This window comes from Agitococcus lubricus, from assembly GCF_003051055.1.
Lineage (GTDB): Bacteria > Pseudomonadota > Gammaproteobacteria > Pseudomonadales > Moraxellaceae > Agitococcus > Agitococcus lubricus.
This window is the reverse complement of the sequence record NZ_QAON01000008.1, coordinates 80,150-106,501: the sequence shown is the minus strand read 5'-3', so window position 1 is coordinate 106,501 and position 26,352 is coordinate 80,150. Positions and strand designations below refer to the sequence as shown.

The window sequence follows — 26,352 nt, the reverse complement described above, 5'->3', positions numbered from 1 at the left end:
ATAAATGCTTGAGATATAAGCATTTAGCGTGATTATTGTCAAAAAACGACAGTTGTTTGACAAATTATGACCTATTGCACAAAAAAAAGAATCTCTTTAGCATCCGCCCACAGATGAATAATTGCTGAAAAAAACAGCATTAATTCATAAAAACAACACCCAGTGCATACGGTCAAATCACACATCTACAAGGGCGATGTGGGCTTTTATAACAGGGTATGTATGGGCTGATAACAATAAGTGGAGACCACACATGAAAAACTTTTTTGCCAAAAATGCCATTGCTGCAACCGTATTATTCGGAGCAGTGACAGCGCATGCCGCTTCTTATCAGTTATGTTCAGTATCAACAGGCTGTCGTACAACAGGTAATATCAGTGTGACCTCAAGTTACACCAAAACAAAATATCCTTTAGTGTTTGCACACGGCATGGCGGGCTTTTCTAAGATTGGCCCAGCAGACTATTGGTATGGTATTCCTAAAGACTTGGTGGCAGGTGGCTCTTCGGTGTACGTCACACAAGTAGCTTCATTTCAGTCATCCGAAGTGCGTGGTGAGCAATTATTAAAGCAAGTACAGGATATTGTTGCGATTAGTGGTGCTGCTAAAGTCAATTTAATCGGCCATAGTCACGGTAATCAATCTATTCGTTATGTCGCCGCTGCTATTCCTAGCAAAGTGGCCTCTGCAACAGGGGTTGGCGGGCCTAATAAAGTTCTCCTGTCGCCGATGTGATTAAAGGGGCAACAAACATTCCAGGTTTAGGGCCGATTGCTGCACCTGTCATTTCGGGTGTTATCAATGGGTTTTTTACGTTTGTAGATTTATTTTCAGGTGAAGCCTATCGCCAAGATGCCTTAGCAGGTTTAGATTCCTTAACCACAAAAGGCGCAACCGCATTTAATGCTAAATACCCCCAAGGTATCCCCACAACGGCATGTGGCGAAGGCGCTTACACTGTCAATGGTGTACGTTATTATTCATGGAGTGGTGTAGGGCATTTGACCAACCCTTTAGATTTAGTTGACCCTGCTTTGGCGTTAACGGGTGTGGTCATTCCTGAAGGAAATGACGGTTTGGTGGGTCGCTGTTCGAGTCATTTAGGTCAAGTTATCCGTGATAACTATTTTATGAATCATTTAGATGAAGTAAATCAACTATTTGGCTTAGTTAGCTTGTTAGAAACAAATCCAGTATCGGTGTATCGTCAACAAGCGAATCGCCTCAAAAATATCGGTTTATAAGTGACTCAAACCGTGTTTTAGCCAAAAAGCCACCTCCGTGTGGCTTTTTTATTCGGTTCAGACAATCAAACGACAAAAGTGGTGTCGACTTCATCAACTGTTCACAAAAGCACATCGCACTCTCGTTGAACTCGCGTTACAATGGCCGCAACTTTGCAAACTTGTAACAAGTTATGATGCGTAAAAATCCTCCCCAAAAACCTGAACAAGGATTTATTCTAACGATTCTCGTTTTATGTGTAATGCTTAGTCTGCTTGCTGCGGTGGGTCTGGGTGTGTATGCCTTATCGTTGGATAGTTTAGTACGAGAAAAATTTGAGGGCAAACGTTGGGCGATTCCTGCAAAAGTGTTTAGTCGTCCCTTAGAGTTATACAGTGGTGCGCCACTAAGCAAACAAGATGTCACCGCCGAATTAGCTTTGTTACATTATCGTGCGCAAGCCAATTATGAAGCACCGGGTGTGTATAGCGAAAAAAACGGTGACTTATATATTCATACACGCGGTTTTGTGTTTAGTGATGGCACAGAGCGTTCACAAGTTTTGAAGCTACGTTTTGACGGTAATACACTGGTTGATTTAGCCAGCACACAAGAAAATGAAAAAGGGATAGTTCGTTTAGAGCCGTTAGTGGTTGGCGGGATTTACCCGAAACAAAATGAAGACCGCGTGTTAATGCAACTTAAAGACGCGCCAAAATATTTAGAGCAGGCTTTATTAGCCACTGAAGATAAAAACTTTTATCAACATTACGGTGTCTCTATTCGCGGTACATTACGCGCCATTTTTGTCAATGTTAGTAGTGGTGAATTACGCCAAGGCGGTAGTACGCTGACCCAACAATTGGTCAAAAATTTTTATTTAACCGATGAGCGTTCCTTAAAACGTAAGGTGAACGAAGCCTTAATGGCCTTATTATTAGAATGGCATTACGATAAGCCTGAAATTTTAGAAACCTACCTTAACGAAGTCAATTTAGGTCAAAATGGTAATCGGTCTATTAATGGGTTTGGTTTGGCGGCACAGTTCTATTTTGGTCAACCTATCAGTGAATTGTCGTTACATCAAGTGGCTCTATTAGTCGGTTTGGTCAAAGGGCCTTCATTTTATAATCCGTGGCGTAATCCTGAACGCGCCTTAGAGCGTCGGAATGTGGTGTTGTCTAATTTATTAAAAGATGGACACATTAACGAAGCCCAATATAGCAAAGCCAAAAATAAACCCTTAGGCATCTTGCGTGCGCCAACGGCGGGTTTGAGTGTGTATCCTGCCTTTTTAGATGTGGTACGTCGTCAGCTAAAACAGGAATATAAAGAAGAGGATTTAAGCTCTGCGGGACTTCGAATTTTTACCACCCTTGACCCGCGTGTACAAAATGCTAGCCAACAAGCCTTTAACCAGCAAGTAGGCAGATTACGCGGTGCGAATCGGCGTTTAGCGGCATTACAAGGTGCTGTCGTGGTGGCGAATCCAGAAAGCGGCGAGCTACTCGCTGTGGTAGGAGGTTATGGGACATTTACAGGCTTTAATCGTGCCTTAGATGCTTCGCGCCAAGTCGGGTCTTTGTTTAAGCCCGCTATTTATTTAGCGGCTTTGGCATCGGGGCAATATTCGTTATTATCGCCGATAGATGATAGTCCTGTGACCGTGACCAGCAAAAGCGGTGATGTATGGGCACCTGAAAATTATGACCATCAAAATCACGGGATTGTGCCGTTATACGAAGCCTTAGCATATTCTTACAATCAAGCGACCATTCGTTTAGGCATGACTGTTGGCTTATCCGAAGTCATTGATACCTTAAAAGCCTTAGGCGTAACGCAAGATTTACCCCATTATCCTTCTATTTTATTGGGGACGGCTAATTTATCACCCATGGAGGTATTACGTTTATATCAGCCCTTTGCTGCGAATGGGTTTCAAACTTCACCCCGTGCCATTCGTGAAGTGGTGGATGCTGAAGATAAACGTCTGACACGCTACGGCTTAGAAGTAAAACAAGTCTATGACCCCTCGGCATTATATTTAACTAATTATGCCATGCAGCAAACGATGCGAATGGGAACAGCAGCGGCGGCATATCAACGTTTACCAAAAGATTTAGTGATGGCAGGTAAAACAGGCACAACCAATGATGCACGTGACGCATGGTTTGCAGGCTATACAGGCAATTATTTAGCCGTAGTTTGGTTGGGAAATGACGATAACAAAGCGATTGGTCTATCAGGCGCAACAGGCGCTTTGCCGATTTGGATAGATTTAATGACTAAACTCAAGCCTGTTTCTTTGCAAGCGGTACAACCTGATAATGTACAATGGCAATGGGTCGATAAAACGACTGGCCAGCTCAGCGCTGAAAATTGTGTGGGTGCGATTTATGTCCCTTATTTAGTCAATACGATTCCTGTAGAAAAAACAGCGTGTGCTGAAGGGCAGGATGTCGAAAACGACCCTATCAACAATGTTGTTAATGGCACGGTGAATAAAATTTTAGATATTTTTCGCTAAGGGCTTCACGCTTAAGCATGGTATCTCATCGTGGTGTGTTGCCCAGTCCTCAGTTAATAAAGGACAATACAAGCGTCGTGCTAATTGTATAACCGCCCTATACCTAAGGAGTAGTAAATGCGTATTGTGATGACAAGTGTCTGTTGTTCAATGCTATTAGTGGGCTGTCAACAAATGCCGGATTACAGTTTATCCCGCCAAGCGAAACCCATTGTAAAACCCGTCCAAGTTATCAAAGAAACACCAGCCGTGGCGACCGCCGAAAAACCTAAAGAAATTCGTGCGGCAATGCCCAGTGCTAATTATGATGGACTCAAGGCCTCTGAAATTCCTACCATGATTAAACCCATGCCGACTGTGGTGGTTCAACCGACTAAAAAATTAGCTGATGGCCGTGATATGCCAGCCGTACAAAATTTATTAGCGAGTGCCAGTGACAGTTTGCGTCAAGGTAAGCCCGAAGATGCGGCCACCAGTTTGGAACGTGCTCAGCGTTTAGCCCCACAATCTGCTGTTGTGTATCAACGTTTGGCCGAAGTCCGTTTACAACAAGGGCGTGCCGCCGAAGCAGAGCAACTCGCGCGTAAAGCCATACCTTATGCTCAAAGTACCGTACAGCAAGCGGCGTTATGGCGTATTATTGCCAATGCGGCTGACCGTCAAGGAAAAACGGATACGGCTAATACGGCACGCGATAAAGTACAGCAATTAGAAGGCTTAGGCGATAGAGGATAAGTGACTTATAGTGCGCCTAAAAAGGCGATTAAATCTGCCTTTTCTTGAGCGCTAAAATGTATCTGAAAACGGCGATTATAAAAATCAATAACCGCTTGAAGATTAGCGGCTTGGCCATGGTGAAAATACGGAGCGCGAGCCGCTAAACCGCGTAAAATCGGGACCTTGAATTTCCCTATATCCTGCCATTTACCTGTTAACAAGGCTAAGCCTGCGTCAGTGGTACGAACTATCTGTCCAGTCTGATTATGCTTAAAGGTATATAGCGGTTGGTCAAGATGACGTAACTCGCCATCTGCTGTACCAATATTCATAAAATGTGGCACGGTGGTATTACCAATATTAGGCGCACTATGGCAGCTTGAGCAAGTCGCTACGATTCGTCGTTGTTGGCGTTGGTCATTAAAGCCAGTCACGCCCGTAATCACGATAGGGCGATGATTAAACAAAACTTCGCCCCGTGCAATAGCCGCTTGTTTGGCATTAACTGTGTGGGATGTTGAACGGGGTAGCCATGCTTGATAGAGGGTAAAAACTTGCGGATTAAATTTTGCTTTAGTTCGATAGTCCCCTGCAAAAAAATCATTCATCCCAAAGTATGTACGCAGGGTGCTGAGGGCTTTTACGCCACCAAACGCGCCATTGACACTCAGTTTGCCTGCCTCTCCGTCATATTCTTGGGCGCTAAAATGTTGCATTTCAAAACGGACGATGCGTTGTAAATTCATGCTATTTAGCCCGAGGTGAAATTCACTGTGTCCCTGAATGGCACTATGGGCTTGATGTAATAAGCTGGTTGTTAGGCTGGCATAACAAGGTCTTGACTGAACATCGAGAGGGCAATTTCCGTATTTTTTTGTATGTTGTGTTTCACGCCCATCCCACATCACGGTACTGAGAAAAGCGACATTAGTACTGGGTAATGGCCGTCTAAATACAGACAAATCTTTTTCGTTAGCATAACCATAAGGGTCATCCACCTTAACCAAGCTAAAATCAGCCGCAAGTGGCATCGGCTTAGCAATCCGAATCACTCCATAGTTAAGAAGCATACTGTAAGCTAGTTGACGTTGTGCAAGCGTATTAACACGTTGGTGAGGTGAGTTTGCACCATCTACTAAACGAAATATGGGGTCTAAACCTTGACTCTCACGAAAACGCGCTTGTAGTGCGGTTGGTGTGACAGTCCAACCTTGGTTTTCTTGGTGACAAGAGCCGCAATGTCTGCCATTTCCTACGGCTTGAAAAAAAGGCTGATGATTGAGCATTGTTTGTGTTGATAGTGTCGCGAATCCCTGTGTAGTGACGGTGATAATCGGCTCAGTAAGGGTGGCGGTTGATAGAATAGCGGCTGTGGACAGTGCGGTTGCACTGCTGAGAGAAAAACACGATAGGATGATACTTATCAATCGGCTCATGACGAGAAGCCCTTGTACACAGCATTAATAAGTATCTATCTATAGTATGGAGTAATTATGTAGTCGCTTATCATTCGGTGCGTAGGTGTTGTGCTAAAGCGGCTCTTAAATGGTCAGGTAATGGACTAGATTTTTGTAACTTAAAGTCAAAATGGACTTGTACGGCTTTGCCTTTTGCCACGAGCTTATCATTTTGAAAAGCCTCATGCCAAACCACAAAGGATGAATTAGCTATTTTTTCAATTCCAGTATGTACAGTCACTTCTTGGCCATAATAAATCTGCGCCACGTAGTCGACTTCAACACGCGCCAAAATCATACTCAAGGCTTTAATGTCCATTTCAGGCGTAAAAATCCTAAAAATAGGTTCGCGTGCGGTTTCAAACCAACCTGTCACCACGGTATTATTGACGTGGCCAAAAGCATCCGTTTCATAAAAGCGTGGTGAAAAAGAAGAGATAAACATAGTAGCATTCCGAATATATGTGGTTCACATTCAAATATCATGTGTGCTGTAAGGCCTTAAAATAAAAAAGGGCTATGTTAGCCCTTTTTTATATTGCTTTACTTAGCCTTCAATCGCCTTTTTGATGCGGCCAATCGCATCTTCCAGTACTTTTAGACTCGTTGCGTAGGAAATACGCATGTGACCATCCAAACCAAAGGCAGAACCAGGTACAACGGCGACGCCAACGGTGTTTAATAAGACTTCAGAAAACTCTAAATCATTTTTTAAGCCCATTTTAGCAATCGCACCTTCGACATTAGCAAATGCATAAAATGCCCCATCCGCAGGTGAACAAGACACGCCTGCAATTTGATTTAAGGCACTGACCACATAATCATGGCGCTCTTTGAACGCAGCAACCATCGGTTTTAAGACGTCTTGGTCACCGTCTAATGCTGCTTGTGCAGCAACCTGTGATACAGAGGTCGGGTTGGATGTAGATTGTGATTGCACGTTTTTCATGGCACCAATCACCTTAGCAGGGCCTGCGGCATAACCAATACGCCAGCCCGTCATGGCATAGGCTTTAGAGACACCATTTAATACCAATGCACGGTCATATAAGTCAGGTGCAACAGTGACGATATTAACAAAGGGCTCTTTTGTCCAAATGATATGCTCATACATATCGTCGGTGGCAACCCAAACGTGTGGATGTTTGCGTAGCACGTCGGCGATGGCCAATAATTCGTCTTTAGAGTAGACCATACCTGTGGGGTTTGATGGCGAATTTAAGACTAATAATTTGGTTTTAGGCGTAATCGCCGCTTCTAATTGTGCAGGAGTGATTTTGTAGTTTTGCGATTGAGGACATTCAATACATACAGGTGTGGCATCAGCAATCAATACCATATCAGGATAAGAGACCCAATAAGGCGCAGGAATAATCACTTCATCGCCTTTATTCAAAAAGGCTAAAGCCAAGTTAAAGAAACTTTGTTTGCCGCCACAAGATACTAAGATTTGATTGGCTTGGTAGTCTAAACCATTATCGCGTTTGAACTTGGCGATAATTGCTTTTTTAAGACCAGCAGTGCCATCAACGGCCGTGTATTTGGTAAAACCTTCTTGAATGGCTTTAATAGCAGCCGCCTTGATATGTTCTGGCGTATCAAAGTCTGGTTCGCCAGCACCTAAACCAATAATATCCTTACCTGCAGCTTTTAATTCAGCCGCACGGTTAGTGACCGCTAGGGTTGGGGAGGGTTTGATGCTGAGTACACGGTCAGATAAGCGTAGTTCCACGGAGTTAACCTCTTGATTAAATGGTCGGCACAAAAACTTAAACAATGTTATCAACGACGTATAGTGTCGCTTAATGAGTTAATGATGACTTGCTAAACCACGACAGGCATGGCGTGATTGGTTACACTTTCTGTTAGGCTATGACCGCCTGCACAGAGCAACTTTCAACTCAATGCTCACAGTATCGACTTTGTAGGCTGTCTAAGTCGTTAATGGGCGTAGATAATACCGCAAAATATCGGTAGATAAGAGACCTAAAATGCAATCTAAACAGGCTTTTCAATTACAAACTGACTTTCAACCTGCAGGCGACCAGCCGACAGCAATACAAGCACTGTGCGATAGCATTCAACAAGGTCAGCAACACCAGTTGTTATTAGGCGTAACAGGCTCTGGTAAAACCTTTACCATTGCCAATGTGATTGCTAAGTTGCAACGCCCCACCATCATTATGGCGCACAATAAAACCTTAGCTGCACAGCTATATAGTGAATTTAAGGCGTTTTTTCCGCACAATGCAGTTGAGTATTTTGTCTCCTTTTACGACTATTATCAGCCTGAAGCCTATGTCCCATCGTCCGATACCTATATCGAAAAAGACTCTGCCATTAACGAACATATAGACCAAATGCGTCTTTCGGCCACTAAAGCCTTACTGGAAAGACGCGATGCCATCATTATTTGTAGTGTCTCGGCCATTTACGGTTTAGGTGACCCAGATGCTTATCTAAAAATGTTATTGCATATTAGCCGTGGGGAACGCATTGACCAACGGGCTATTTTGCGTCGTTTAGCAGAAATGCAATATCAGCGGAATGATATGGAATTTAGTCGCGGGACATATCGTGTACGTGGCGAAATCATTGATGTATTTCCTGCCGAGTCAGACGATGAAGCCATACGGATTAGTTTATTTGATGATGAAGTAGAAGGCATTCATTATTTTGACCCTTTAACGGGGGCATTATTGGGCAAAATCGCACGCGTGACCATTTATCCTAAAACACATTATGTCACGCCTAAAGAGCAAATTGATAAAGCGATTGAGACGATTAGAGCCGAGTTGGAGCCACGTTTAGCGTGGTTTATCAGTGAAAATAAATTATTAGAAGCACAGCGCTTAAAAGAACGTACCCAATATGATTTAGAAATGCTGCAACAGCTCGGGTATTGCAATGGGATAGAAAATTATTCGCGTCATTTATCAGGCCGTAAAGAAGGCGAAGCGCCACCCACTTTATTTGATTATGTGCCTGCCGATGCCTTATTGGTGATTGATGAGTCCCATGTCAGCGTACCGCAAATTGGTGCGATGTATAAGGGCGATAGAGCGCGTAAAGAAAACTTAGTCAACTATGGCTTTAGGTTACCATCGGCCTTAGATAATCGTCCCATGAAGTTTGAAGAATGGGAAAAAATTAGCCCACAAACGATTTTTGTCTCGGCTACGCCTGCGCAATATGAACTCCAACACTCGCCCACACCCATTGAGCAAGTCGTGCGTCCGACAGGGTTGGTTGACCCTGTGATTGAAGTCCGTCCTGCCTTTACGCAAGTCGATGATTTGTTATCTGAAATAAATCTCCGCTTAGCCCTAAAAGAGCGGGTATTAGTGACCACGTTAACCAAAAAAATGGCAGAAGATTTAACCAACTATTTAGCAGAATATAAAATTAAAGTCCGTTATTTGCATTCTGACATTGATACCGTCGAGCGCGTTGAGATTATCCGCGATTTACGTTTGGGTGTATTTGATGTCTTAGTGGGAATCAATTTATTACGTGAGGGCTTAGACATGCCCGAAGTGTCTTTGGTTGCCATTTTAGATGCTGATAAAGAAGGCTTTTTACGTTCTGAACGTTCTTTAATTCAAACCATCGGTCGTGCTGCCCGTCATGTCAATGGCAAGGCAATTCTATATGCAGATGTGATGACAGGCTCTATGCAGCGTGCCATTACAGAAACAGAACGTCGTCGACAAAAGCAAATTGCCTTTAATGAACAGCACGGTATTACTCCCCGTAGTGTCTCTAAACCGATTATAGACATTCTAGAGATTTATGGTGGACAAGCGGCTAAACAAGCGGCGAATGATGCAAAAGCCGATAAAGTGGCTGAATCTCAGGCGGAATATGTGATGAGTGACCCTAAAATGTTAGTGAAGCGTATTAAGGAGTTAGAGCAACAAATGCTGACCAAAGCCCGTGAATTGCAATTTGAGCAAGCAGCTAAGTTACGCGATGAGATGATGAAATTAAAAGAGCAGTTGCTCATCCAAAACACATAACGCAATAAGGATTGATACGTCACGTTAGCCTGAGTGAAAGCGACTAAACTTCTGTCGCTAAATGCACTCTATTACGTCCTAGTCGTTTAGCGGCATATAAGGCTTGGTCAGCATGTTGTAGTAAAGTAGCCAAAGTTTCCATCGGGTAGACAGGTGTTGCTACGCCTATACTAATGGTTAATGGAACTTTGTGACCATCGTCAAGGTAAATTTCACTATTAGCAATGTTTGTTTTGAGTCGTTCGGCCACCTCTTGAGCATGCTCCATACGGGTTTGTACTAACAAAATAGCAAATTCTTCACCACCAATACGACCCGCAATGTCTGTATCACGTAATGTATTTTTAATAATTTCCGCCACTTGTTGTAAAACAAGGTCGCCCATAGCATGGCCAAAGGTATCATTGATATGCTTAAAAAAATCAATATCACACATCAGCAAGGCCAGCGGCTCGTGATAGCGTCGACTACGGTTCAGTGTTTGCTCAGAGAGAGTTAAGAAATGACGACGATTATAAAGGTGGGTTAATTCGTCCGTTGTTGCCAGTCGTAATAATTCATCTTCTAAGCGTTTGCGTTCGGTGATGTCAGTAGACATGCCAAGTAGGGCATACATATCACCGTTGTCGCGTTGCAGTGGCACTTTCACCGACCAATAATAGAGTGGTTCATGGTGATGTAGCTGAAAAGTTTCCATGCCTGCAACTTTTTGCTGACTTGTAAAGGCTAGTTGGTCGAGTTTGGCAAAATGGTCAGCCGTGTTTTGTGGAAATAAGTCGCTATCCACACGACCAATTAACTGTTCTGGACGCCTGTTTAATAAGGCGGCCATTGCGGCATTGGCATACAAATAACGGCCATCAGGCGCTTTCATATATACACATGCACCGATATTATCGAGTACGGTTGATAATAAGGCTTGATTATCACGCAGCGCTTGCTCCATCTGCTTACGTTCAGTGATATCGGTTGAAATGCCACATAAACCACGAATATGACCACTTTCATCAAATAACGGAATCTTCACCGTCCAATAAATTCGTAATTCGTGGCCATCTACGGGGCGTAAATGTTCTTCAGCGCGAATGGTTATCCCTTCTCGTAACACCTGTTGGTCGTGTTGTTCAATGTCATTCACCGTATCTTGAGAAAAAAAATCGTGGTCGGTATGACCGATAATATCAATCAAGTTTTTAGAAAATAGTTCACGCACAAGACGATTGGCATAGGTATAACAACCGTTAAGGTCTTTAATAAACACATAAGCGCCAATGTTATCTAGGGCATGAGCAAGGTCGCGTACAGGCAGTTCTAAGGCCAGATTATCAGCCGCCAAATGATGTTGAGCTTCTTCGGTCAGTGCTTTTAACCAATGTTTGAGTGTCTCTTCTGAAACACGGGCTTTGATGGCGACTTCTTCTAAGGGCGTGCCTTGTAACACTGCAATCACCGCCCAAGTTTGAAAATTTTCTAAATGGTGGTCGCTCATACGGTCAGTCCTTAGATTTTGATGGGATATCCAAAAGTTTCATATTTATTAAGGCTTTAATTTGAATATCTTTACGTATTCTGCAAATAATCTTAGACCTAAAAATAGATGTTGTCCTACACTTTGTCGCTAAAATGTCATGTGATGGTCATTTATTCGACACCTGTTTTTTGCACACTAATCGCAAGAAAGAACAATAGGTGCGTTTATGAACACTTGCAGTGACATCTCCTTGTCTACACCCGCTATCATACAGCGTAGACAACAGACACCAACTAAACAACCCAAATTCATCGCGCAGTTTGCGCATAGCCAACGCGCTATTAAGGCCGCGCAGAAATTACGGGCAGAAACCTTTAGTGCAGAGTATGGCGTACAATTTCATCATGCACAGGGTTTAGATGTGGATGATTTTGATAATTATTGCCAACATTTGAATGTTTACGATACGACAACGGGTAAAATTATTGCTACCACACGTTTACTGAGCGATAAACAGGCCAAATTAGCAGGCGGATATTATTCGGCTCAAGAGTTTGACTTGAATAACTTGCTGCCTAAATTACAGGGGCGGGTATTGGAGATTGGCCGAACCTGTGTTCACCCTGATTATCGTTCTGGTGCGGCAATTACGGTCTTATGGTCGGCTTTAGCGGACTATTTGCTGGCAGAAGAGTTTTCCTATTTGATAGGTTGTGCGTCTATTTCCTTAGATGAAAATGGTCAGCGTTTTCATGCCATTATGGCCAGTTTAGATGAAGAAAATTTTATTGACCCTGAATTACGTGTTGTGCCCAAGCGAGCGATGCCCATCCCTAAATTAGCTGTCTTAGAAACCAAAGTCAGCTTACCGCCCTTATTAAAAGCCTATTTACGTATGAATGCCAAAATTGGTGGTGAGGCTTGTTTAGATTTAGACTTTAATTGTGCGGATATGTTTATTGTCTTAGATGTTGCTACCTTGGCAGGCCGTTATGCACAGCGTTTTTTGAAGACTGCATAAACGTATAACCGATGATTGCTGTCTATTTGTACAAGTGTATGCGTTTTCTGCTTCACAAATGTGTTGGATTAAGCTCAAATCAGCAAGCCTGTTAAGGTATGCCCACTGGTATCATTTGAGAGAATTTATGGCACATACACGTTTCATGCTAGACCAAACATGGCGTCAAATGACTCGCTTGGCGCGTTTAGGGCTGCATATCGGTGAAGGTTTTGCGTTAGGCACAGCATCTGGGGCTTTATTTTTTCCACATCAACGCTTTCAGCAACCTGTGGTGAAATTTTGGCATAAACGATTTTGTCAGGTTTTGGGGATAGACATAACGGTACATGGTAAACCTGACCCCCGTCCTGCCTTGTGGGTCAGTAATCATATTTCTTGGTTAGACATTCCTGTCATAGGTGCGCATTTTCCCGTCCATTTTTTATCGAAAGCCGAAGTACAAACATGGCCAGTCATTGGTCGTTTAGCCAAAGCAGGCGGTACGCTGTATATAAAACGGGGTTCTGGCGACTCAAATTCTGTTTCTGAACAGATGGCCGCTCATTTGCAAGCAGGGCGCTCCGTTTTATTTTTTCCAGAGGGTACGACAACGGATGGCAAAGAGTTAAAACGATTCTTTCATAAGTTATTCAAAGCGGCATGTGTGACAGGCACTGATATTCAACCTGTTGTTTTATGTTATCGTGATGAAACTGGCAGCTTGCATCCTGTTGCACCCTTCATCGGCGATGATGCCTTTGCAGACCATTTACTCAAGGTGTTGAAAGAAAAAAAGATTCAAGTAGAGCTTTTAATTTTGCCTAGAGTCAGTATCAATGGCCGCGATGAGCGTACCTTAGCCCGTGATTTACGCCAAATGATGACAACAGCCCTACAACATTTACAAGCAGGCATAGACCTTTGAGGCGAGCTTAAACTCGCCCCGCAACCTATATTATTGATAGCGCGCGTATTCTAAGGAATCATGGGCACTAAAAAGTTGGATTTCACCTTGAGTATTTTGGGCAAGTTGTTGTAAACGCGACAGATTATGTGCACGTGCTTTATTGTCCATGGCTAAACTGCGTTGAAATATCTCTAAGCCAATAGGGCAACTCGGTTCTGCTTTCATTTGATTATGATGGAAGTAAGCATCGCCACAATGTAATAACCAACCCTGATGGGTATTAACGGCAATGCCACTGTGACCGCGCGTATGACCGACTAAAGGGACGAGTAGAATTTCATCTTCTAAGTCGGGAATAGCTCGAATACTGTCAAAGCCATGCCATGTTTCGCCTTCGGTTTCATAAGTGACCCAATTCACGCCATGTGACCATTGATGTGGCATATAGCGGAGTTTTTCACGCCAGTTAGGATTCATGGCTGCTCTAAATTCAGGTGCAAAAACGTGGACTTTGGCTTGTGGAAAATCGGGCAAGCCCCCTGCATGGTCTAAGTCGAGATGCGTGACTAAAATATGACGTACATCCTGAGGATTAAAGCCTAACTCTTTGATTTGTATAAAAGCAGTTTCGCGATAATCTGCCACAGGACGAACAGCCGCCATAAAAGCATGACCTAAGCGTTGTTGTGGATAACGTACATCTTGTATGCCTAAACCCGTATCGACTAAAACCAAACCCTCTTTAGTTTCAATGAGTAAACAATGACAAACCATATGGCCATGGTCGGTTATTTTGCCATGACCATTGATGAGTGGTGCACCATGTGGACACATCGTGCCACAGTTAAGGTGATGAATTTTTAGAGCCATTTGTTGTACCTCAAGAAATAATTTGCTATGGACTACATACAGCTATTTTTGGTTTTTACATTAAGTAAATACTGTAAAATACTGATTTATAACAATAATTAAATAAAATTATCGTGAGTTTGCTAAGCTGTCTGACGATTAAATAATTAGACAGGGGCATTTGTCAAACCTTATATCATGCATTATTCGCGATGGACGGTATCTCATAAACCGTTTATCCGCTTAAAGTTAGCGTTTATACCAATCGTTGATGACTGTCAGACAAAATGAATCTATCGCCGAGAAAAGCAGACTAAACTTAGAATGTATGCCTTGTATTTGTTTACCCTTAAGCATCATGGTATGGAGCGCAACGTGTGAAACAGTTTTATGGCCGTAAAGTGATTATAACAGGGGCTGGCAATGGCTTAGGGCGCTTATTAGCACTCGCTTTTGCAGCGCGTGGCGCAGATGTGATTGTCACCGATTTAAACTATGTCAGCGCCGAAAAAGTAGCGGCTGAAATTTTAGATATTGGCCGTCAAGCGTGGGCTTATGCGTTAGATATTGCGGATTTAGAGGCTATATCATCGTTTAAGCAACAAATTCATCGTGATATTGGAAAAATTGATGCGCTCGTTAATAATGCAGCCATTGTCTTCGGTGGTGCATTTGAGATGATGCCCTTAGACAAACATTTATTGACCCAACAAGTCAATAACATCGGTCTCATGGCCATTACCCATACTTTTTTTACCGACTTACTTGAAAGCCCTGACAGTCATATTGTCAATATTGCCAGCGCGTCAGGCTATATTGGTTTACCTTATGGTTCGAGTTATGCTGCCAGTAAATGGGCAGTGATTGGCTTGTCTGAATCCATTCGTTTGGAATTGGCTGAGCGCGGTTTTGAACAAGTCGGGGTGACAACTGTCTGCTCAGGTTATTTAACAAGCGGGATGTTTGAAGGTATCAAACCACCTGCGTTATTAGCCAATCTGAGTCCAGAAAAAGTCGTTGATAAAATTATGGAAGCGATTGAGCGTAATCAGCCTTTTGTGAAAGAGCCGTTGACTGTTAAATCGGTTGATTTATTGCGGGCAGCACTGTCACAAAAGTGGTGGGATAAGGCCGCTAAAGCCTTGGGTATTTCGACGTCGATGAATCAATGGAAAGGTAATACCCGTTAAAAAGGGACTTTACGACCCACGAGTGCTTCTAGCATAACCAGCTCCTCGTCGGTATGGCCTTGCATCCCTGTTTCTACGACACTGCCATCACTGCCCACTAGTTTGCCTAGATGATGTTCTGCACTGAGTGGGTAGTTAAGTGCAGGGCTATGATTGGCTGCTAAATCGACTTTGCCGTAACATAAGCAGATATAACTGCTGTCTGCCTCAGCCATCATATAAACACCTGTCCCGCGAATACCAATCGTAGCGGTCGGTGTGAGTAATTTTTTATTTCCTGTCCCAAACACACTCAGTAAACCACCAGTCAGTAAACGCAGACCAGAAATAGTAGTCGAGCGTTTGCGAATGGGGTTAAACCGTACTTCACTGTTGGCCGCTAATAAAAATGCATTATCCCCAATGACAAACTGGGCTTTACCGTTAGCGCCTGTTTTGATACGACTATTGGCATTAACCGACATTTTCTGTTGTGCTTTACGGCCATCTATCCAAATACTGCCTTCGGTGGCGGTAAATTGGCTGGCATCTCCCAAAGAAGGGAGTAACAAAGCTAAACCTAAGCCTAGCCCTTGACCTAAAAATTGACGCCGACTTTGGCATTGGCAGTTAGCGCGCATACATTTCTCCGCTGTATATGAGTGTCATGACGATTAGACACGCTTAGTCAGCAGTTGTAACACGTGAGATAGATTTTTTATATACGAAAATGAAATGAACCAGCACTTACAGCGAGTATGGATTGTATGAGAAATACATTTGTGAGATGAGAGTATCTTAATGGGTATGTAAATGGTGCCTAGGGCCGGAATCGAACCGGCACGGCTGTCACCAGCCGAGGGATTTTAAGTCCCTTGTGTCTACCAATTTCACCACCTAGGCTTATAAGATGGTTTTGAGCGGGGGTTATTACATGGTGCCTAGGGCCGGAATCGAACCGGCACGGCTGTCACCAGCCGAGGGATTTTAAGTCCCTTGTGTCTACCAATTTCACCACCTAGGCGTAATAACTTGTTGTGGAAACATCCACTGGAGGCCGAGGCCGGAATCGAACCGGCGTATACGGAGTTGCAGTCCGCTGCATAGCCACTTTGCTACCCGGCCGTACCAAGGACGCAAATGATATATAGCTTGAGGTTGGTCGTCAACTCTGTTTGCTTCAAATATAGACAAATAGTATATAAACCAGAGGGAGCGCTGTTTTTTTGAGCTAAAACAGCGGCTTAGGTCGATGGTTATTTCTATTTTAGGCGTTTAAATCTTCAGCTCTCTAAAATCCATAATCTCACTGCTACGCTCCCACCATTCTAGAAAGCGTTGACGAGCTTGTTGGGCGTAGGGGATGCCTTTGGCTAGCAGAGAGCCACGCCACGGGTCACGTTGCGTACAACGTAATAAGCCCATATTGTCTGCAATCATCACGGCTTCTAAATGCGGTATATCATCTTCGTGCGCTTGTCGAATCTCAATCAGGCTACTGAGTTTACGCATCAGTTTGACGAGACGATGGCCATCGGCAATCGCCAAACGAGGGTCAGCTAATAAGATTCGGGTGATGGTATACCGACTAGAACGACTAAATCCAGATAAGGCGTTAATAAACGCATCGTTATCAAAACGCTCATGTTCTAAATCGGGACTAATGACTAAGATTTCGCGTTGCGTTTGGGCTAACAATGCAATAGCCGCACTTTGCAACATCACCAAATGTGATAATTCAATACGGTTTTCAGTTTCCCCCAAGATAAACGGCGTCAGTTGTTCATCACTAAATAGGACGGTAGGACGGGGTGTCAGTGTGCTGTCACTGTCTTTAATAATCGCTAAGGGTTGAGTGATGACAGGTGGCACATAGTCAATTGTGCCATCTTCACGCAGTTTATCATCAGGGGAGTGCATCATATTAATCTTCCAATAACAACCAATAACCCGCTTCAACTTGTTGGCTTAACCACGTTTGGTTAGCGGTATTGGCTAAATGATGTTGTAAGGCAGGCCAAGTCAACTGACGGTTATCTGCGACTAATGCAATAAATGTAGACTCTGCGCCGTCAATGTCCACAGATTCACCATTAATGTACAAGGCATGTGCAGAACCTGCTTCACCGACATACACAAAACGCGAGGCAGGGTCACGGCACAATACGACTCCCGACTCCAGTTTTTTGACCAAGGTAATCGGGGTCATGGCTTCGCCTGCGGGCTCGTAATCATCGTATTTGGCTTCGCTTAAAAAGGGTGCTAGAGCCTCTGTTAAGAGCGTCGGTTGATTCAGTAACGCCAAGACTTGTGTTTGTAGTTGTTGTAAATGCGCGGGATTGAGCCAAGCATGATGCGTTTGCGCTTGTAAGTCTTTGTCTTGATAAAGATTTTCTGAGCCTGTATGCGCTAAAGCCGTATCGACTAACTGTTCTAATACATGACTTAATGACGGTGCTCTAAAGCCAAACGAGTAAGTAATGCACTCGTTTTGGGCGACACCATAATGCGCTAATTTGGGTGGTACATATAACAAGTCACCTGCATTTAAGACCTCATCAAACGTGACTGGCATATCTTGTAAAATGCGTAATGACGTATTGGCGACTAAGGCGGCATTTTTGTCACAAAACTCACCCAGTTGCCAGCGACGTTGTCCTGAGCCTTGCACTAAAAAGACATCATATTGGTCAAAGTGTTTACCTACAGAACCGCCAACAGGCGCATAAGAAATCATAATGTCATCGGTACGCCAACTGGGTATAAAACTAAAATTTTGCCAAAAAATTGCTAATTCTGGAAAATAATGGTCAACAGCTTGTACTAAAATCGTCCAATGCGTTTTGGGGAGGGTTTTATAAACTTTGCTATTAAACGGCCCTTTGCGTAATTCCCACGGTTTTTTGCCGTCTTTTTCTAAAATAATACGCGCTTCGATACTGTCTTCTTGGCCAAGTTCTAGTAAGTCTTCTTTGCCAACCATCATCGCTAATTCAGGAAAAGCATTACGGACTAATAAGGGTTTTTTTTGCCAATAATCACGTAAAAATTCGTCGGCAGTTAAGCCACCTAAATAAGACAAAGGAATATTCGTTGCGGTCATGACAATATCTCAAGTTATAAATGCAAATGTGGGTAAGCTATCTGTAAAGTGTCGAGTAAACATGTATCAAAGACATCAACACTCACAGGTGTGCTGGCGGCGGGTAATTGTTTTTCTAAACGGCTAAATAAGGCTAATAAATAAGCATCCAATTCTTCTTGGGGCGGAATATGTTCACTTTCTAAGACTTGGCCTTTTAACACCAATAATTCATCAATTTGCTCACGAATATCACCACTTGGCAAAAAACGATTGACCAACTCAATAAAAGCCATTGGTGGTTGGTTATTATTGGCAATTACCCATTGCGTGGCTAATAAGGCTCTAAACATATAGAGATACTTTTTGAGACGAATGTCGCTGCCAATGACCAGTTTGTTAATATCCTGACGAGCCATCGACAAATAATGATGGCAAGACGACAATGGCAAAAATGAAGCTTGTGCTAAGGCTCTTAGTGGTTCAATGGCAGCGTGTTGACGATAAATGATGGGCGAAGATAACCATTCCATCAATGCAGGATTCGATTTTCGCAACAAACCTAAGGCTTTTTTAATATCCCAACCACTAATGTCTAATAAGCCATCAATCGGTTCTTCAATCACATCGCGTTTATCAAACACCCGAATATAACTACTGGGCTTTTGAGCATAAATAAATCGTACATCATAATCACTATCGGGTGAGGGAAAGCCCCATGCGCGGCTGCCCGATTCGCATGCCCATAAAATAGTGACTTGGTATTGTGCTTCAATACGTTGTAACTCCGCTAAAATGCTATCTTGCATTATTTAACCTAGTATGAAGTAAAACCTGAATTGTAATATGCTTTTTTGACAGACAGTGAGATTTTTGTGTTGATAGTGATGGAGAAGTGGGCTTAAGCGGATTGATAACAATCATCTAAGGCCATTAAATAATAGTGCATGCCTTCTATAGCCGTATTTAATGCGGATTTTTGCGCTAAACAGTCCTCTAAACATAATTGCCGAATAAGCTCCATGGCTTCATAAGGATGTAAGTCATCATAGTGGGCATGTGCTTTTAACCATGCAATTGTCCGTGGGTTAATGCTGATGTTTTGCTGCGCGTAGGTGCTGATACCCGCAAATACCTGACTACTCCATTCACCTGTTGCCCATTCTATGGCTAAGTTAGTTGCTGCCAGACTATCGGCAACTGAACCCCTCTGATTGATATGCCATAAAAAATGGTTGATTGCGTTCATCGCTGGTGGCGGTGTGACCTGTTCAAGCTCATGAAGAGAGACACCAAAACTTAGCGCCCAGTCACGATACCACTGCAAATGTCGCTCCTCGGTTTTAATATTATGAATTAACCACGTCCGTGTTGCCTGTATAGCGTTATTTTGAAGATGTGTCGTTTTGGCTAAATTCAGTGCCATATAAGCAGGAAAATTAGCAATGAGAGGATAAAAATTCAGTAACGCATGGCGAAATCCTTTTAAAGACAAATGACCTGCGGTCATATCGACAAAAAGTGGATGTGAGGCAATCTGATTTTTGAGGGGGGTGAGTGTTTGCCAAAATTCGGCAGACCAACCTGAAAGCGGCACGATTTCTAAATGAGTTTTCATGGTGAATATCCTTATTCTTGGTATTTTAATTAAACATGGCTACACTTGCATTATAAGTTAGCTATTCGCTAAGGCATAGGTTAGAACGGCTTTGCTTTGACTGCCTCAGATTCTCATCAATCTGTGAAGGATTAGACACAATGGACTGTCAGTATATTTCCCCTTATAAAGAAATCATTCAACAAACCCTACAGCAAGGGTTTATCACGCTACATTTTCCTTCTCCCATTGAAAAAATTTACCGCCAATTCCATAACGAACAGGCTAGTATCAATTTTCGCTCCCGTTCCTTTGTCATTTTATTTTTATATTTTGTTCTCAGTACAGGCATTATTGGGTTGCTCCCCAAAGGCGAATTTAATAATTGGCTGGCCATATATGGCTGGGTCGGTCTGATTATTATCGGTGCTGGGGTGTTAGCACATGTCAAAAAATTGATGCCGTATTTTGAGTGGTATGTCGGTTTAGGCAGTTTAATTGCCGTGGCTTTGTCGTTTGCGGTGGCGTCAATTCCCTATATAGGAAAAAGTAATATTTTGTCGCACGCAGGGATTATGTACGCCACAATCATTGTTTATGGCTTTGTGGGCTTGCGTTTTTATACAGCATGTATTGCGGGTTGGGGGGGCGGCATTTTAGGGATGATTTTGACCTTATACTTGCAAGCTGATATTGATTGGCTTCTTTTTCATCGAACCTATACAGGAAGTAGTATTTTAGGTATGTGCTTGGCCTATGTGACCGACCATCAGCAACGAGCAAAGTTTTTACAGTCATGTCTATTACAGTTAGCACATGCAGAAAGTGAGGCCAAAAATCAACAACTTGCCATACTTTCTTGCGAAGATGCTTTAACGGGACTTGCCAACAGACGTTATTTACAAGATATGTTTCGTAAAGAGTGGCAACGCGCATATAGACAGCAAACACCACTGGCAGTCGTGATGATTGATGTCGATTATTTTAAGTTATATAACGATTATTATGGTCATCAAGCAGGGGATGTGTGTTTACAAAAAATTGCCACCGCCCTAAAACAACAAACCAGTCGAAGTAGTGACTTAGCGGCACGCTATGGTGGCGAAGAGTTTTTATTGGTGTTACCGAATCTGTCTTTAGTCGAGCTAAATCATTACTTGGCACGTTTACAGTTAGCTATTTTTGAGTTAGCTATTCCTCATGTAACATCCCCCTTAGGGGATTATATCAGTTTGAGTATGGGGGCAACGGTCGCCATCCCTCATCAAGATTTGGGTGTTGATGGATTGATTAAACAAGCGGATATGGCATTGTATCGTGCTAAAACTACAGGCAGACAGCGTTATGTCATATATGAGCAGGACATCTTAACGACGACGTATTTGCCTGAGCCAACACGTGATAAAACAAAAACTCGGCATCATTAAGGAAGGTAAAAAAGCCTTAACCTTGGTTAAGGCTTTTGCTAGATGTATCTTAGATGGCTTTGGCTTGTGTATTGGCATTGCCAATATAGTTAGCAGGTGTGAGGGCAGCTAATGCCGCTTTGGCCTCAGCAGGTAAGCTCGCCATTTCATCACTCGCTAAAAAGGCTTGGATATCGCTAGCAGTGATGACTTTGCCACGGGTAAAGGCTTTGAGTTTTTCATAGGGTTCAGCAATACCAAAACGACGCATCACCGTTTGAATAGGTTCGGCCAACACTTCCCATGCATTATTAAGGTCTTCAGCTAAACGCTGCGGGTTAACTTCTAATTTGCCAATCCCTTTTAAGGCCGCTTCATAAGAAATAACGCTGTGTGCAAGACCAACCCCTAAATTGCGCAATACGGTGGAGTCAGTCAGGTCACGTTGCCAGCGAGAAATAGGCAGCTTTTCGGCTAAATGACTCAAAATAGCATTGGCTAAGCCTAAGTTGCCTTCAGAATTTTCAAAGTCAATTGGGTTGACTTTATGCGGCATGGTCGATGAGCCTACTTCGCCATCTTTTAATTTTTGTTTGAAATAGCCTAAAGAAATATAACCCCAAACATCACGGTTAAAGTCAATGAGAATGGTGTTGAAGCGTTTAATGGCATCAAATAACTCGGCTATATAATCGTGCGGTTCAATTTGCGTGGTATAAGGATTGTAGCTCAAGCCTAAACTTTCAATAAAGTCTTGAGCATTAGCTTGCCAATCAATATCTGGATAGGCAGATAAATGGGCGTTGTAATTACCCACAGCGCCGTTGATTTTACCTAAAATAGTGACACCCTTGACTTGTTCAATTTGACGACCTAAGCGGTAAGCCACATTCGCCATTTCTTTACCTAAGGTAGTAGGCGAAGCGGTTTGACCATGTGTCCGTGATAACATGGCTAAATCGGCATATTGCACACTGAGTTGACGAATAGCTTGATACACCGCTTGCATTTGGTTAAGGATGATGTCTCGGCCTGCATTTAACATTAAACCATGACTCAGGTTGTTAATATCTTCTGAGGTGCAGGCAAAGTGAATGAATTCTGTCACTTGGGCTAATTCGGGCATTGTCGCTACTTTATCTTTTAAGAAGTATTCGACGGCTTTAACATCGTGATTTGTGACCCGTTCTTTGGTTTTAATCCATTCTGCATCTGCTTCTGAAAAGTTAGCGACTAACTCATCCAAAAATGTATTGGCGTCTGCGCTAAAAGCAGGGACTTCGGCAATCTTAGGATGGTTACTCAGTTGTTGTAGCCAACGCACCTCAACGGTAACACGGGCGCGAATGAGGCCAAACTCACTAAACCAAGGCCGTAAACTGTCGACTTTACTGGCGTAACGGCCATCAATAGGGGAAAGGGCTGTGAGAGTGCTTAACATCGCGGACTCCAAATAAAAAAGAAGGGGGCGTGTAGCCCCAAAAAAACAAAGCGCGAATGATATAGTAATCGCGGTGAATCTGCGAGTATTTAGCTCTGTTGGGCTTCACGAATCAGTACGCGTAACTCCGTCAAGATTTGTGAGCGGGTAAATAACAGGTGCCATCTACGCCCTCCCAAACGTCGCCATAACCAAGCACCACGAATGCCCGCTAACAAACAAGCGCGAATTTTTTCGGGAATACCCGCAGTTTCTAAACGCTGCTGATTGCCGACGATTTTGAGCCGAAAACGCAGTGTACCCACCGTATCGACATAAATACTGGCAAAGTTATTTACCATCCCCTGTGCTAAAATGTCATGGTCAAAATGTGCTAATTGTGCCTGACTTTGTTCTAGACGTTGCCTGAGTGTATGGAGTAAGGCGTTTGATTTGTTCAATTGACCTTCTAGATGAATGAGACCTAGCGCATAACGTAAGGGTTCAGCGGATTCTGGCTGGTTTTGTCCTGCGTCAGTGAGGCTATTTTCTAAGGCGCGTAAGCCAAGTTTAAGATTTTTAGCACTACCATAAATGGCATTCGGATTGTCTGTATCAAAGACAACAATGCTGTCTAATAGCACTTTTAAGGCATCAGGGTCGGCTTGCCCGCGTCGTGCTAATTGGTCACACAAAGCAGCCGCTTGAAAGACAGCGGCTAAGGCTAAGGTTTTTTGTTTATGTATGTCTGTCATCTTTATTATCGCTCTATTACATACGAACAGGAGTCTGTACTCGTGTGCTCAATCACCCCGCCACCTAAACACATATCATCAAGATAAAATACGACAGACTGACCCGGCGTGACGGCACGTTGTAGCTCATCAAAGACGACACGAACGCCATTCGACTCAGCAAAAATGTGGCAGTCTTGGTCGGGTTGGCGATAGCGTGTTTTGGCTTTGCAACGTAAAGGTAAGGTAGGACACTGACCCGCAACCCAGTCAAGTTGCTCGCTATATAAACTACGACTCATCATTAATGGGTGTTCGTGGCCTTGACCAATGATTAAACGGTTATTGACAAGGTCTTTAGCAACAACAAACCATGGTGCTTCGGCAGTATTTTTAATGCCACCGATACCAATTCCTTGACGTTGGCCGAGCGTGTAATACATCAAACCTAAATGCTCACCAATGACTTTGCCCTCATCGGTGACAATTTCGCCTTTTTGTGCGGGCAGATATTGTTGTAAAAAGTCTCGAAAGCGGCGCTCACCTATAAAACAAATGCCCGTCGAGTCTTTTTTGGCGTGATTGATAAAACCTTGTTCGGCAGCAATACGTCGTACCTCTGTTTTGGGTAACTCACCGACAGGAAATAGGGTACGGGCAATTTGTTTGCCATTGACCGCATGCAAAAAGTAGCTTTGGTCTTTATTGGCATCTAAGCCTTTAAGCAGTTGGGCGCAATCAACATGGTTACTACGGCGGGTGTAGTGGCCTGTGGCAATATAATCTGCACCCAAGACAAGGGCATAGTCTAAGAAAGCCTTAAATTTGATTTCTTTATTGCACAAAATATCGGGGTTGGGCGTGCGGCCTGCACGGTATTCGGCCAAAAAGTGCTCAAAGACCCTATCCCAATACTCACTGGCAAAGTTAGCCGTATGCAACTTAATGCCTAATTTATCACACACGGCTTGTGCGTCAGCTAAGTCTTCTTTGGCGGTACAATACGCTGTGCCGTCATCTTCTTCCCAGTTTTTCATAAATAGGCCTTCAACATGAAAGCCTTGTTGACACAAAAGATAAGCAGACACCGAGGAGTCTACACCACCCGACATGCCAACGATGACTTTGGGGCGGTGATGAGGAGTTATCACATTCATGCTATAGGATGTTCGTAAATCAGGGCTAAAGGATAGGCTTGGCCTTTGAGATAATCGCGGATACATTGAATGACCAGTGGACTACGGGCACGCTCCGTGGCGATTAACTCATCTAAGGTTAACCAAACAGCGCGAATGATACCTTCATCTAATGGCCGCTCATAGTGATGAATGGCTTTTGCAATAAAACAAAAACGATAATAGCTCATATCGGGGCTATTGGGTGGAGTATAGGTATATACACCCAGTAAGTGTGTCGGCTCGACTTCCCAGCCTGTTTCTTCTAATGCCTCGCGTTTGGCAGCGACAATCAGGGTTTCGCCTTGCTCGACATGCCCTGCGGGCTGATTATAAACATCCACGTGCGAAGACAGAGTTTCTTCTTCAACTAATAAAAATTTACCGTCACGTTCAACCACAACGGCGACGGTGACATGAGGTTGCCAAGTCATGATTTATGCTTCCTATGTAGTTATATAACAATTCAACATCCGCTATGCGCTAGCTATCTAGGTGATTCCCGCCGAATTAACGTCACTCAGATTAGGGGCTGTTGACATTCACAATCAACACGTTAACAGACCCTAAAATACACGAATAATTGCACGCCATTTCAGTTACATTCTATCGTGAGCGCAAGATAATCAGCTCACTAACTTGCGCCATCAGTTATGCTAAGACCAGCGATTTAACATCACGAGCGTTACGCTATCATCTGGCGGCATGATACGCTATTCTTCTCTGCTTAAGCCAATAGGCGAACCATTAACAATGGCCAGTTGCAGCAATTGCTGCAAGATGGGACAGGATTTATTGACTATCGCCTTGTAACAGCATAGTTGCATTCAGGGTTTTTAAGCGATAAAACCCATGAATTTTTTAACCTGAGAGACATTATGGCATTAACCCATTTAGATGAAACGGGCGCAGCACGTATGGTCGATGTTACTGATAAATCGTTGACTCATCGTATTGCCCGTGCACAAGCAATCGTCACCATGCAGGCAACTACCTTAGCAATGATTATGGAGGGGCAACATGCCAAAGGGGATGTTTTGGCTGTCGCCCGTATTGCAGGCATTCAAGCGGCCAAAAAAACAGCCGATTTGATTCCATTGTGCCATCCTTTAATGTTGTCTTCGGTGACGGTGACGTTTCAAGCAGACTCATCTACACAATTATATGTGACGGCAACGTGTAAACTGACTGGCCAGACGGGGGTGGAAATGGAAGCCTTAACCGCAGTTTCGGTTGCGGCATTGACGATTTACGATATGTGTAAAGCTGTTGATAAAGGCATGGTCATTGAAAATATTCAACTGCTAGAAAAAAAGGGTGGTAAGTCGGGAGATTGGCAACGATGATAAAAATTTTATATTTTGCGCGTTTTAGAGAAAAATTAGGCTTAGACCAAGAGCAATACCCCACGACTTTTCCGTTAACCGTAACGGAGTTATTGCAACAATTAGCCCAGCGTGGTGGACATTGGCATGATTTATTTGATTGTCCCCAAGGCGTGTTGGTGGCAGTGAATCAAGAAATGACGACGCAGCAAGCAATAATTACAGTAGGTGATGAAGTGGCTTTTTTTCCACCTGTCACAGGGGGTTAA

At 43.4% G+C, this 26,352-nt stretch carries 23 protein-coding genes, 3 tRNA genes and 1 pseudogene; 10 read left to right on the top strand and 17 right to left on the bottom strand.

Annotated features, from left to right (window positions below):
- The first annotated feature begins 253 nt into the window (after positions 1–253).
- The 3 genes and pseudogenes from C8N29_RS17375 (at position 254) to C8N29_RS09665 (ending at position 4,487) form a co-directional block, all read left to right on the top strand.
- Positions 254–1,245: pseudogene (locus C8N29_RS17375) on the top strand (lipase family alpha/beta hydrolase).
- A 173-nt stretch (positions 1,246–1,418) separates the two neighbouring features.
- Positions 1,419–3,752, top strand: a complete 2,334-nt coding sequence (mrcB, locus tag C8N29_RS09670) for a penicillin-binding protein 1B (RefSeq protein WP_107865853.1) — start codon at positions 1,419–1,421, stop codon at positions 3,750–3,752.
- Positions 3,753–3,869: 117 nt separating this feature from the next.
- Positions 3,870–4,487, top strand: a complete 618-nt coding sequence (locus C8N29_RS09665; protein ID WP_239987038.1) for a tetratricopeptide repeat protein — start codon at positions 3,870–3,872, stop codon at positions 4,485–4,487.
- Between the two features lie 5 nt (positions 4,488–4,492).
- Here the strand turns inward: C8N29_RS09665 and C8N29_RS09660 are convergent, their stop codons facing one another.
- The 3 genes from C8N29_RS09660 to C8N29_RS09650 all read right to left on the bottom strand — a co-directional run bounded on the left by C8N29_RS09660 (position 4,493) and on the right by C8N29_RS09650 (position 7,658).
- Positions 4,493–5,905 (bottom strand): hypothetical protein, encoded by a 1,413-nt coding sequence (locus C8N29_RS09660; protein ID WP_146164449.1) that lies wholly within the window; start codon positions 5,903–5,905, stop codon positions 4,493–4,495.
- 70 nt (positions 5,906–5,975) lie between these two features.
- Positions 5,976–6,371 (bottom strand): acyl-CoA thioesterase, encoded by a 396-nt coding sequence (locus C8N29_RS09655; protein WP_107865851.1) that lies wholly within the window; start codon positions 6,369–6,371, stop codon positions 5,976–5,978.
- Between the two features lie 102 nt (positions 6,372–6,473).
- A complete protein-coding gene (locus C8N29_RS09650) occupies positions 6,474–7,658 on the bottom strand; it encodes a pyridoxal phosphate-dependent aminotransferase (RefSeq protein WP_107865850.1) in 1,185 nt (394 codons plus the stop codon).
- Between the two features lie 259 nt (positions 7,659–7,917).
- Between C8N29_RS09650 and uvrB the strand changes: the two genes are divergently transcribed.
- A complete protein-coding gene (gene uvrB / locus C8N29_RS09645) occupies positions 7,918–9,945 on the top strand; it encodes an excinuclease ABC subunit UvrB (RefSeq protein ID WP_107865849.1) in 2,028 nt (675 codons plus the stop codon).
- 43 nt (positions 9,946–9,988) lie between these two features.
- Here the strand turns inward: uvrB and C8N29_RS09640 are convergent, their stop codons facing one another.
- Positions 9,989–11,434 (bottom strand): sensor domain-containing diguanylate cyclase, encoded by a 1,446-nt coding sequence (locus C8N29_RS09640; RefSeq protein ID WP_107865848.1) that lies wholly within the window; start codon positions 11,432–11,434, stop codon positions 9,989–9,991.
- 208 nt (positions 11,435–11,642) lie between these two features.
- Between C8N29_RS09640 and C8N29_RS09635 the strand changes: the two genes are divergently transcribed.
- Complete coding sequence (locus C8N29_RS09635; RefSeq protein WP_107865847.1) at positions 11,643–12,437, top strand: GNAT family N-acetyltransferase; 795 nt, start codon at positions 11,643–11,645, stop codon at positions 12,435–12,437.
- A gap of 127 nt (positions 12,438–12,564) precedes the next feature.
- Positions 12,565–13,344 (top strand): lysophospholipid acyltransferase family protein, encoded by a 780-nt coding sequence (locus tag C8N29_RS09630; protein WP_170106949.1) that lies wholly within the window; start codon positions 12,565–12,567, stop codon positions 13,342–13,344.
- Between the two features lie 30 nt (positions 13,345–13,374).
- Here the strand turns inward: C8N29_RS09630 and C8N29_RS09625 are convergent, their stop codons facing one another.
- Complete coding sequence (locus tag C8N29_RS09625) at positions 13,375–14,196, bottom strand: MBL fold metallo-hydrolase (RefSeq protein ID WP_107865845.1); 822 nt, start codon at positions 14,194–14,196, stop codon at positions 13,375–13,377.
- Positions 14,197–14,552: 356 nt separating this feature from the next.
- On the opposite strand from C8N29_RS09625, the gene C8N29_RS09620 reads away from it, so the two are divergent.
- Complete coding sequence (locus tag C8N29_RS09620) at positions 14,553–15,365, top strand: SDR family NAD(P)-dependent oxidoreductase (RefSeq protein ID WP_107865844.1); 813 nt, start codon at positions 14,553–14,555, stop codon at positions 15,363–15,365.
- Here the strand turns inward: C8N29_RS09620 and C8N29_RS09615 are convergent.
- The 8 genes from C8N29_RS09615 to C8N29_RS09580 form a co-directional block, all read right to left on the bottom strand.
- Positions 15,362–15,985 carry a FecR domain-containing protein gene (locus C8N29_RS09615; protein WP_107865843.1) on the bottom strand — a complete coding sequence of 208 codons (624 nt, stop codon included), beginning with the start codon at positions 15,983–15,985 and terminating at the stop codon, positions 15,362–15,364. The two genes, C8N29_RS09620 and C8N29_RS09615, sit on opposite strands and share 4 nt — an antisense overlap.
- Positions 15,986–16,158: 173 nt before the next feature.
- Positions 16,159–16,247, bottom strand: a tRNA-Leu gene (locus tag C8N29_RS09610).
- A gap of 32 nt (positions 16,248–16,279) precedes the next feature.
- A tRNA-Leu gene (locus C8N29_RS09605) sits at positions 16,280–16,368 on the bottom strand.
- Positions 16,369–16,395: 27 nt separating this feature from the next.
- Positions 16,396–16,469, bottom strand: a tRNA-Cys gene (locus C8N29_RS09600).
- Between the two features lie 150 nt (positions 16,470–16,619).
- On the bottom strand, positions 16,620–17,267 hold the full coding sequence (locus C8N29_RS09595) for a DUF7931 domain-containing protein (RefSeq protein WP_107865842.1): 648 nt from the start codon (positions 17,265–17,267) through the stop codon (positions 16,620–16,622).
- A 1-nt stretch (position 17,268) separates the two neighbouring features.
- Entirely contained in the window at positions 17,269–18,447 is a 1,179-nt protein-coding gene (locus C8N29_RS09590) for a ribosomal protein uL16 3-hydroxylase (protein ID WP_107865841.1), read from the bottom strand.
- 14 nt (positions 18,448–18,461) lie between these two features.
- Positions 18,462–19,235, bottom strand: coding sequence for a nucleotidyltransferase domain-containing protein (locus C8N29_RS09585; protein WP_107865840.1), 774 nt, complete (start codon positions 19,233–19,235; stop codon positions 18,462–18,464).
- Between the two features lie 92 nt (positions 19,236–19,327).
- A complete protein-coding gene (locus tag C8N29_RS09580; protein WP_107865839.1) occupies positions 19,328–20,044 on the bottom strand; it encodes an iron-containing redox enzyme family protein in 717 nt (238 codons plus the stop codon).
- 140 nt (positions 20,045–20,184) lie between these two features.
- Here C8N29_RS09580 and C8N29_RS09575 point away from each other — a divergent pair, with 140 nt between their 5' ends.
- Positions 20,185–21,450: a diguanylate cyclase gene (locus tag C8N29_RS09575; protein WP_107865838.1), complete on the top strand. Its 1,266-nt coding sequence runs from the start codon at positions 20,185–20,187 to the stop codon at positions 21,448–21,450.
- A 49-nt stretch (positions 21,451–21,499) separates the two neighbouring features.
- Here the strand turns inward: C8N29_RS09575 and purB are convergent, their stop codons facing one another.
- The 4 genes from purB to C8N29_RS09555 all read right to left on the bottom strand — a co-directional run bounded on the left by purB (position 21,500) and on the right by C8N29_RS09555 (position 25,195).
- Positions 21,500–22,870, bottom strand: a complete 1,371-nt coding sequence (purB, locus tag C8N29_RS09570) for an adenylosuccinate lyase (RefSeq protein ID WP_107865837.1) — start codon at positions 22,868–22,870, stop codon at positions 21,500–21,502.
- 89 nt (positions 22,871–22,959) lie between these two features.
- Positions 22,960–23,604, bottom strand: a complete 645-nt coding sequence (gene hflD / locus C8N29_RS09565) for a high frequency lysogenization protein HflD (RefSeq protein WP_107865836.1) — start codon at positions 23,602–23,604, stop codon at positions 22,960–22,962.
- Between the two features lie 5 nt (positions 23,605–23,609).
- On the bottom strand, positions 23,610–24,740 hold the full coding sequence (gene mnmA, locus C8N29_RS09560) for a tRNA 2-thiouridine(34) synthase MnmA (RefSeq protein WP_146164448.1): 1,131 nt from the start codon (positions 24,738–24,740) through the stop codon (positions 23,610–23,612).
- Positions 24,737–25,195 (bottom strand): NUDIX hydrolase, encoded by a 459-nt coding sequence (locus C8N29_RS09555; protein ID WP_204509318.1) that lies wholly within the window; start codon positions 25,193–25,195, stop codon positions 24,737–24,739. Before C8N29_RS09555 ends, mnmA begins: the two co-directional genes overlap by 4 nt.
- 441 nt (positions 25,196–25,636) lie before the next feature.
- Between C8N29_RS09555 and moaC the strand changes: the two genes are divergently transcribed.
- Both moaC and moaD read left to right on the top strand, forming a co-directional pair.
- Positions 25,637–26,104 carry a cyclic pyranopterin monophosphate synthase MoaC gene (moaC, locus tag C8N29_RS09550; RefSeq protein ID WP_107865833.1) on the top strand — a complete coding sequence of 156 codons (468 nt, stop codon included), beginning with the start codon at positions 25,637–25,639 and terminating at the stop codon, positions 26,102–26,104.
- Positions 26,101–26,352 (top strand): molybdopterin converting factor subunit 1, encoded by a 252-nt coding sequence (moaD, locus tag C8N29_RS09545; protein ID WP_107865832.1) that lies wholly within the window; start codon positions 26,101–26,103, stop codon positions 26,350–26,352. The genes moaC and moaD overlap by 4 nt, the downstream gene beginning before the upstream one ends.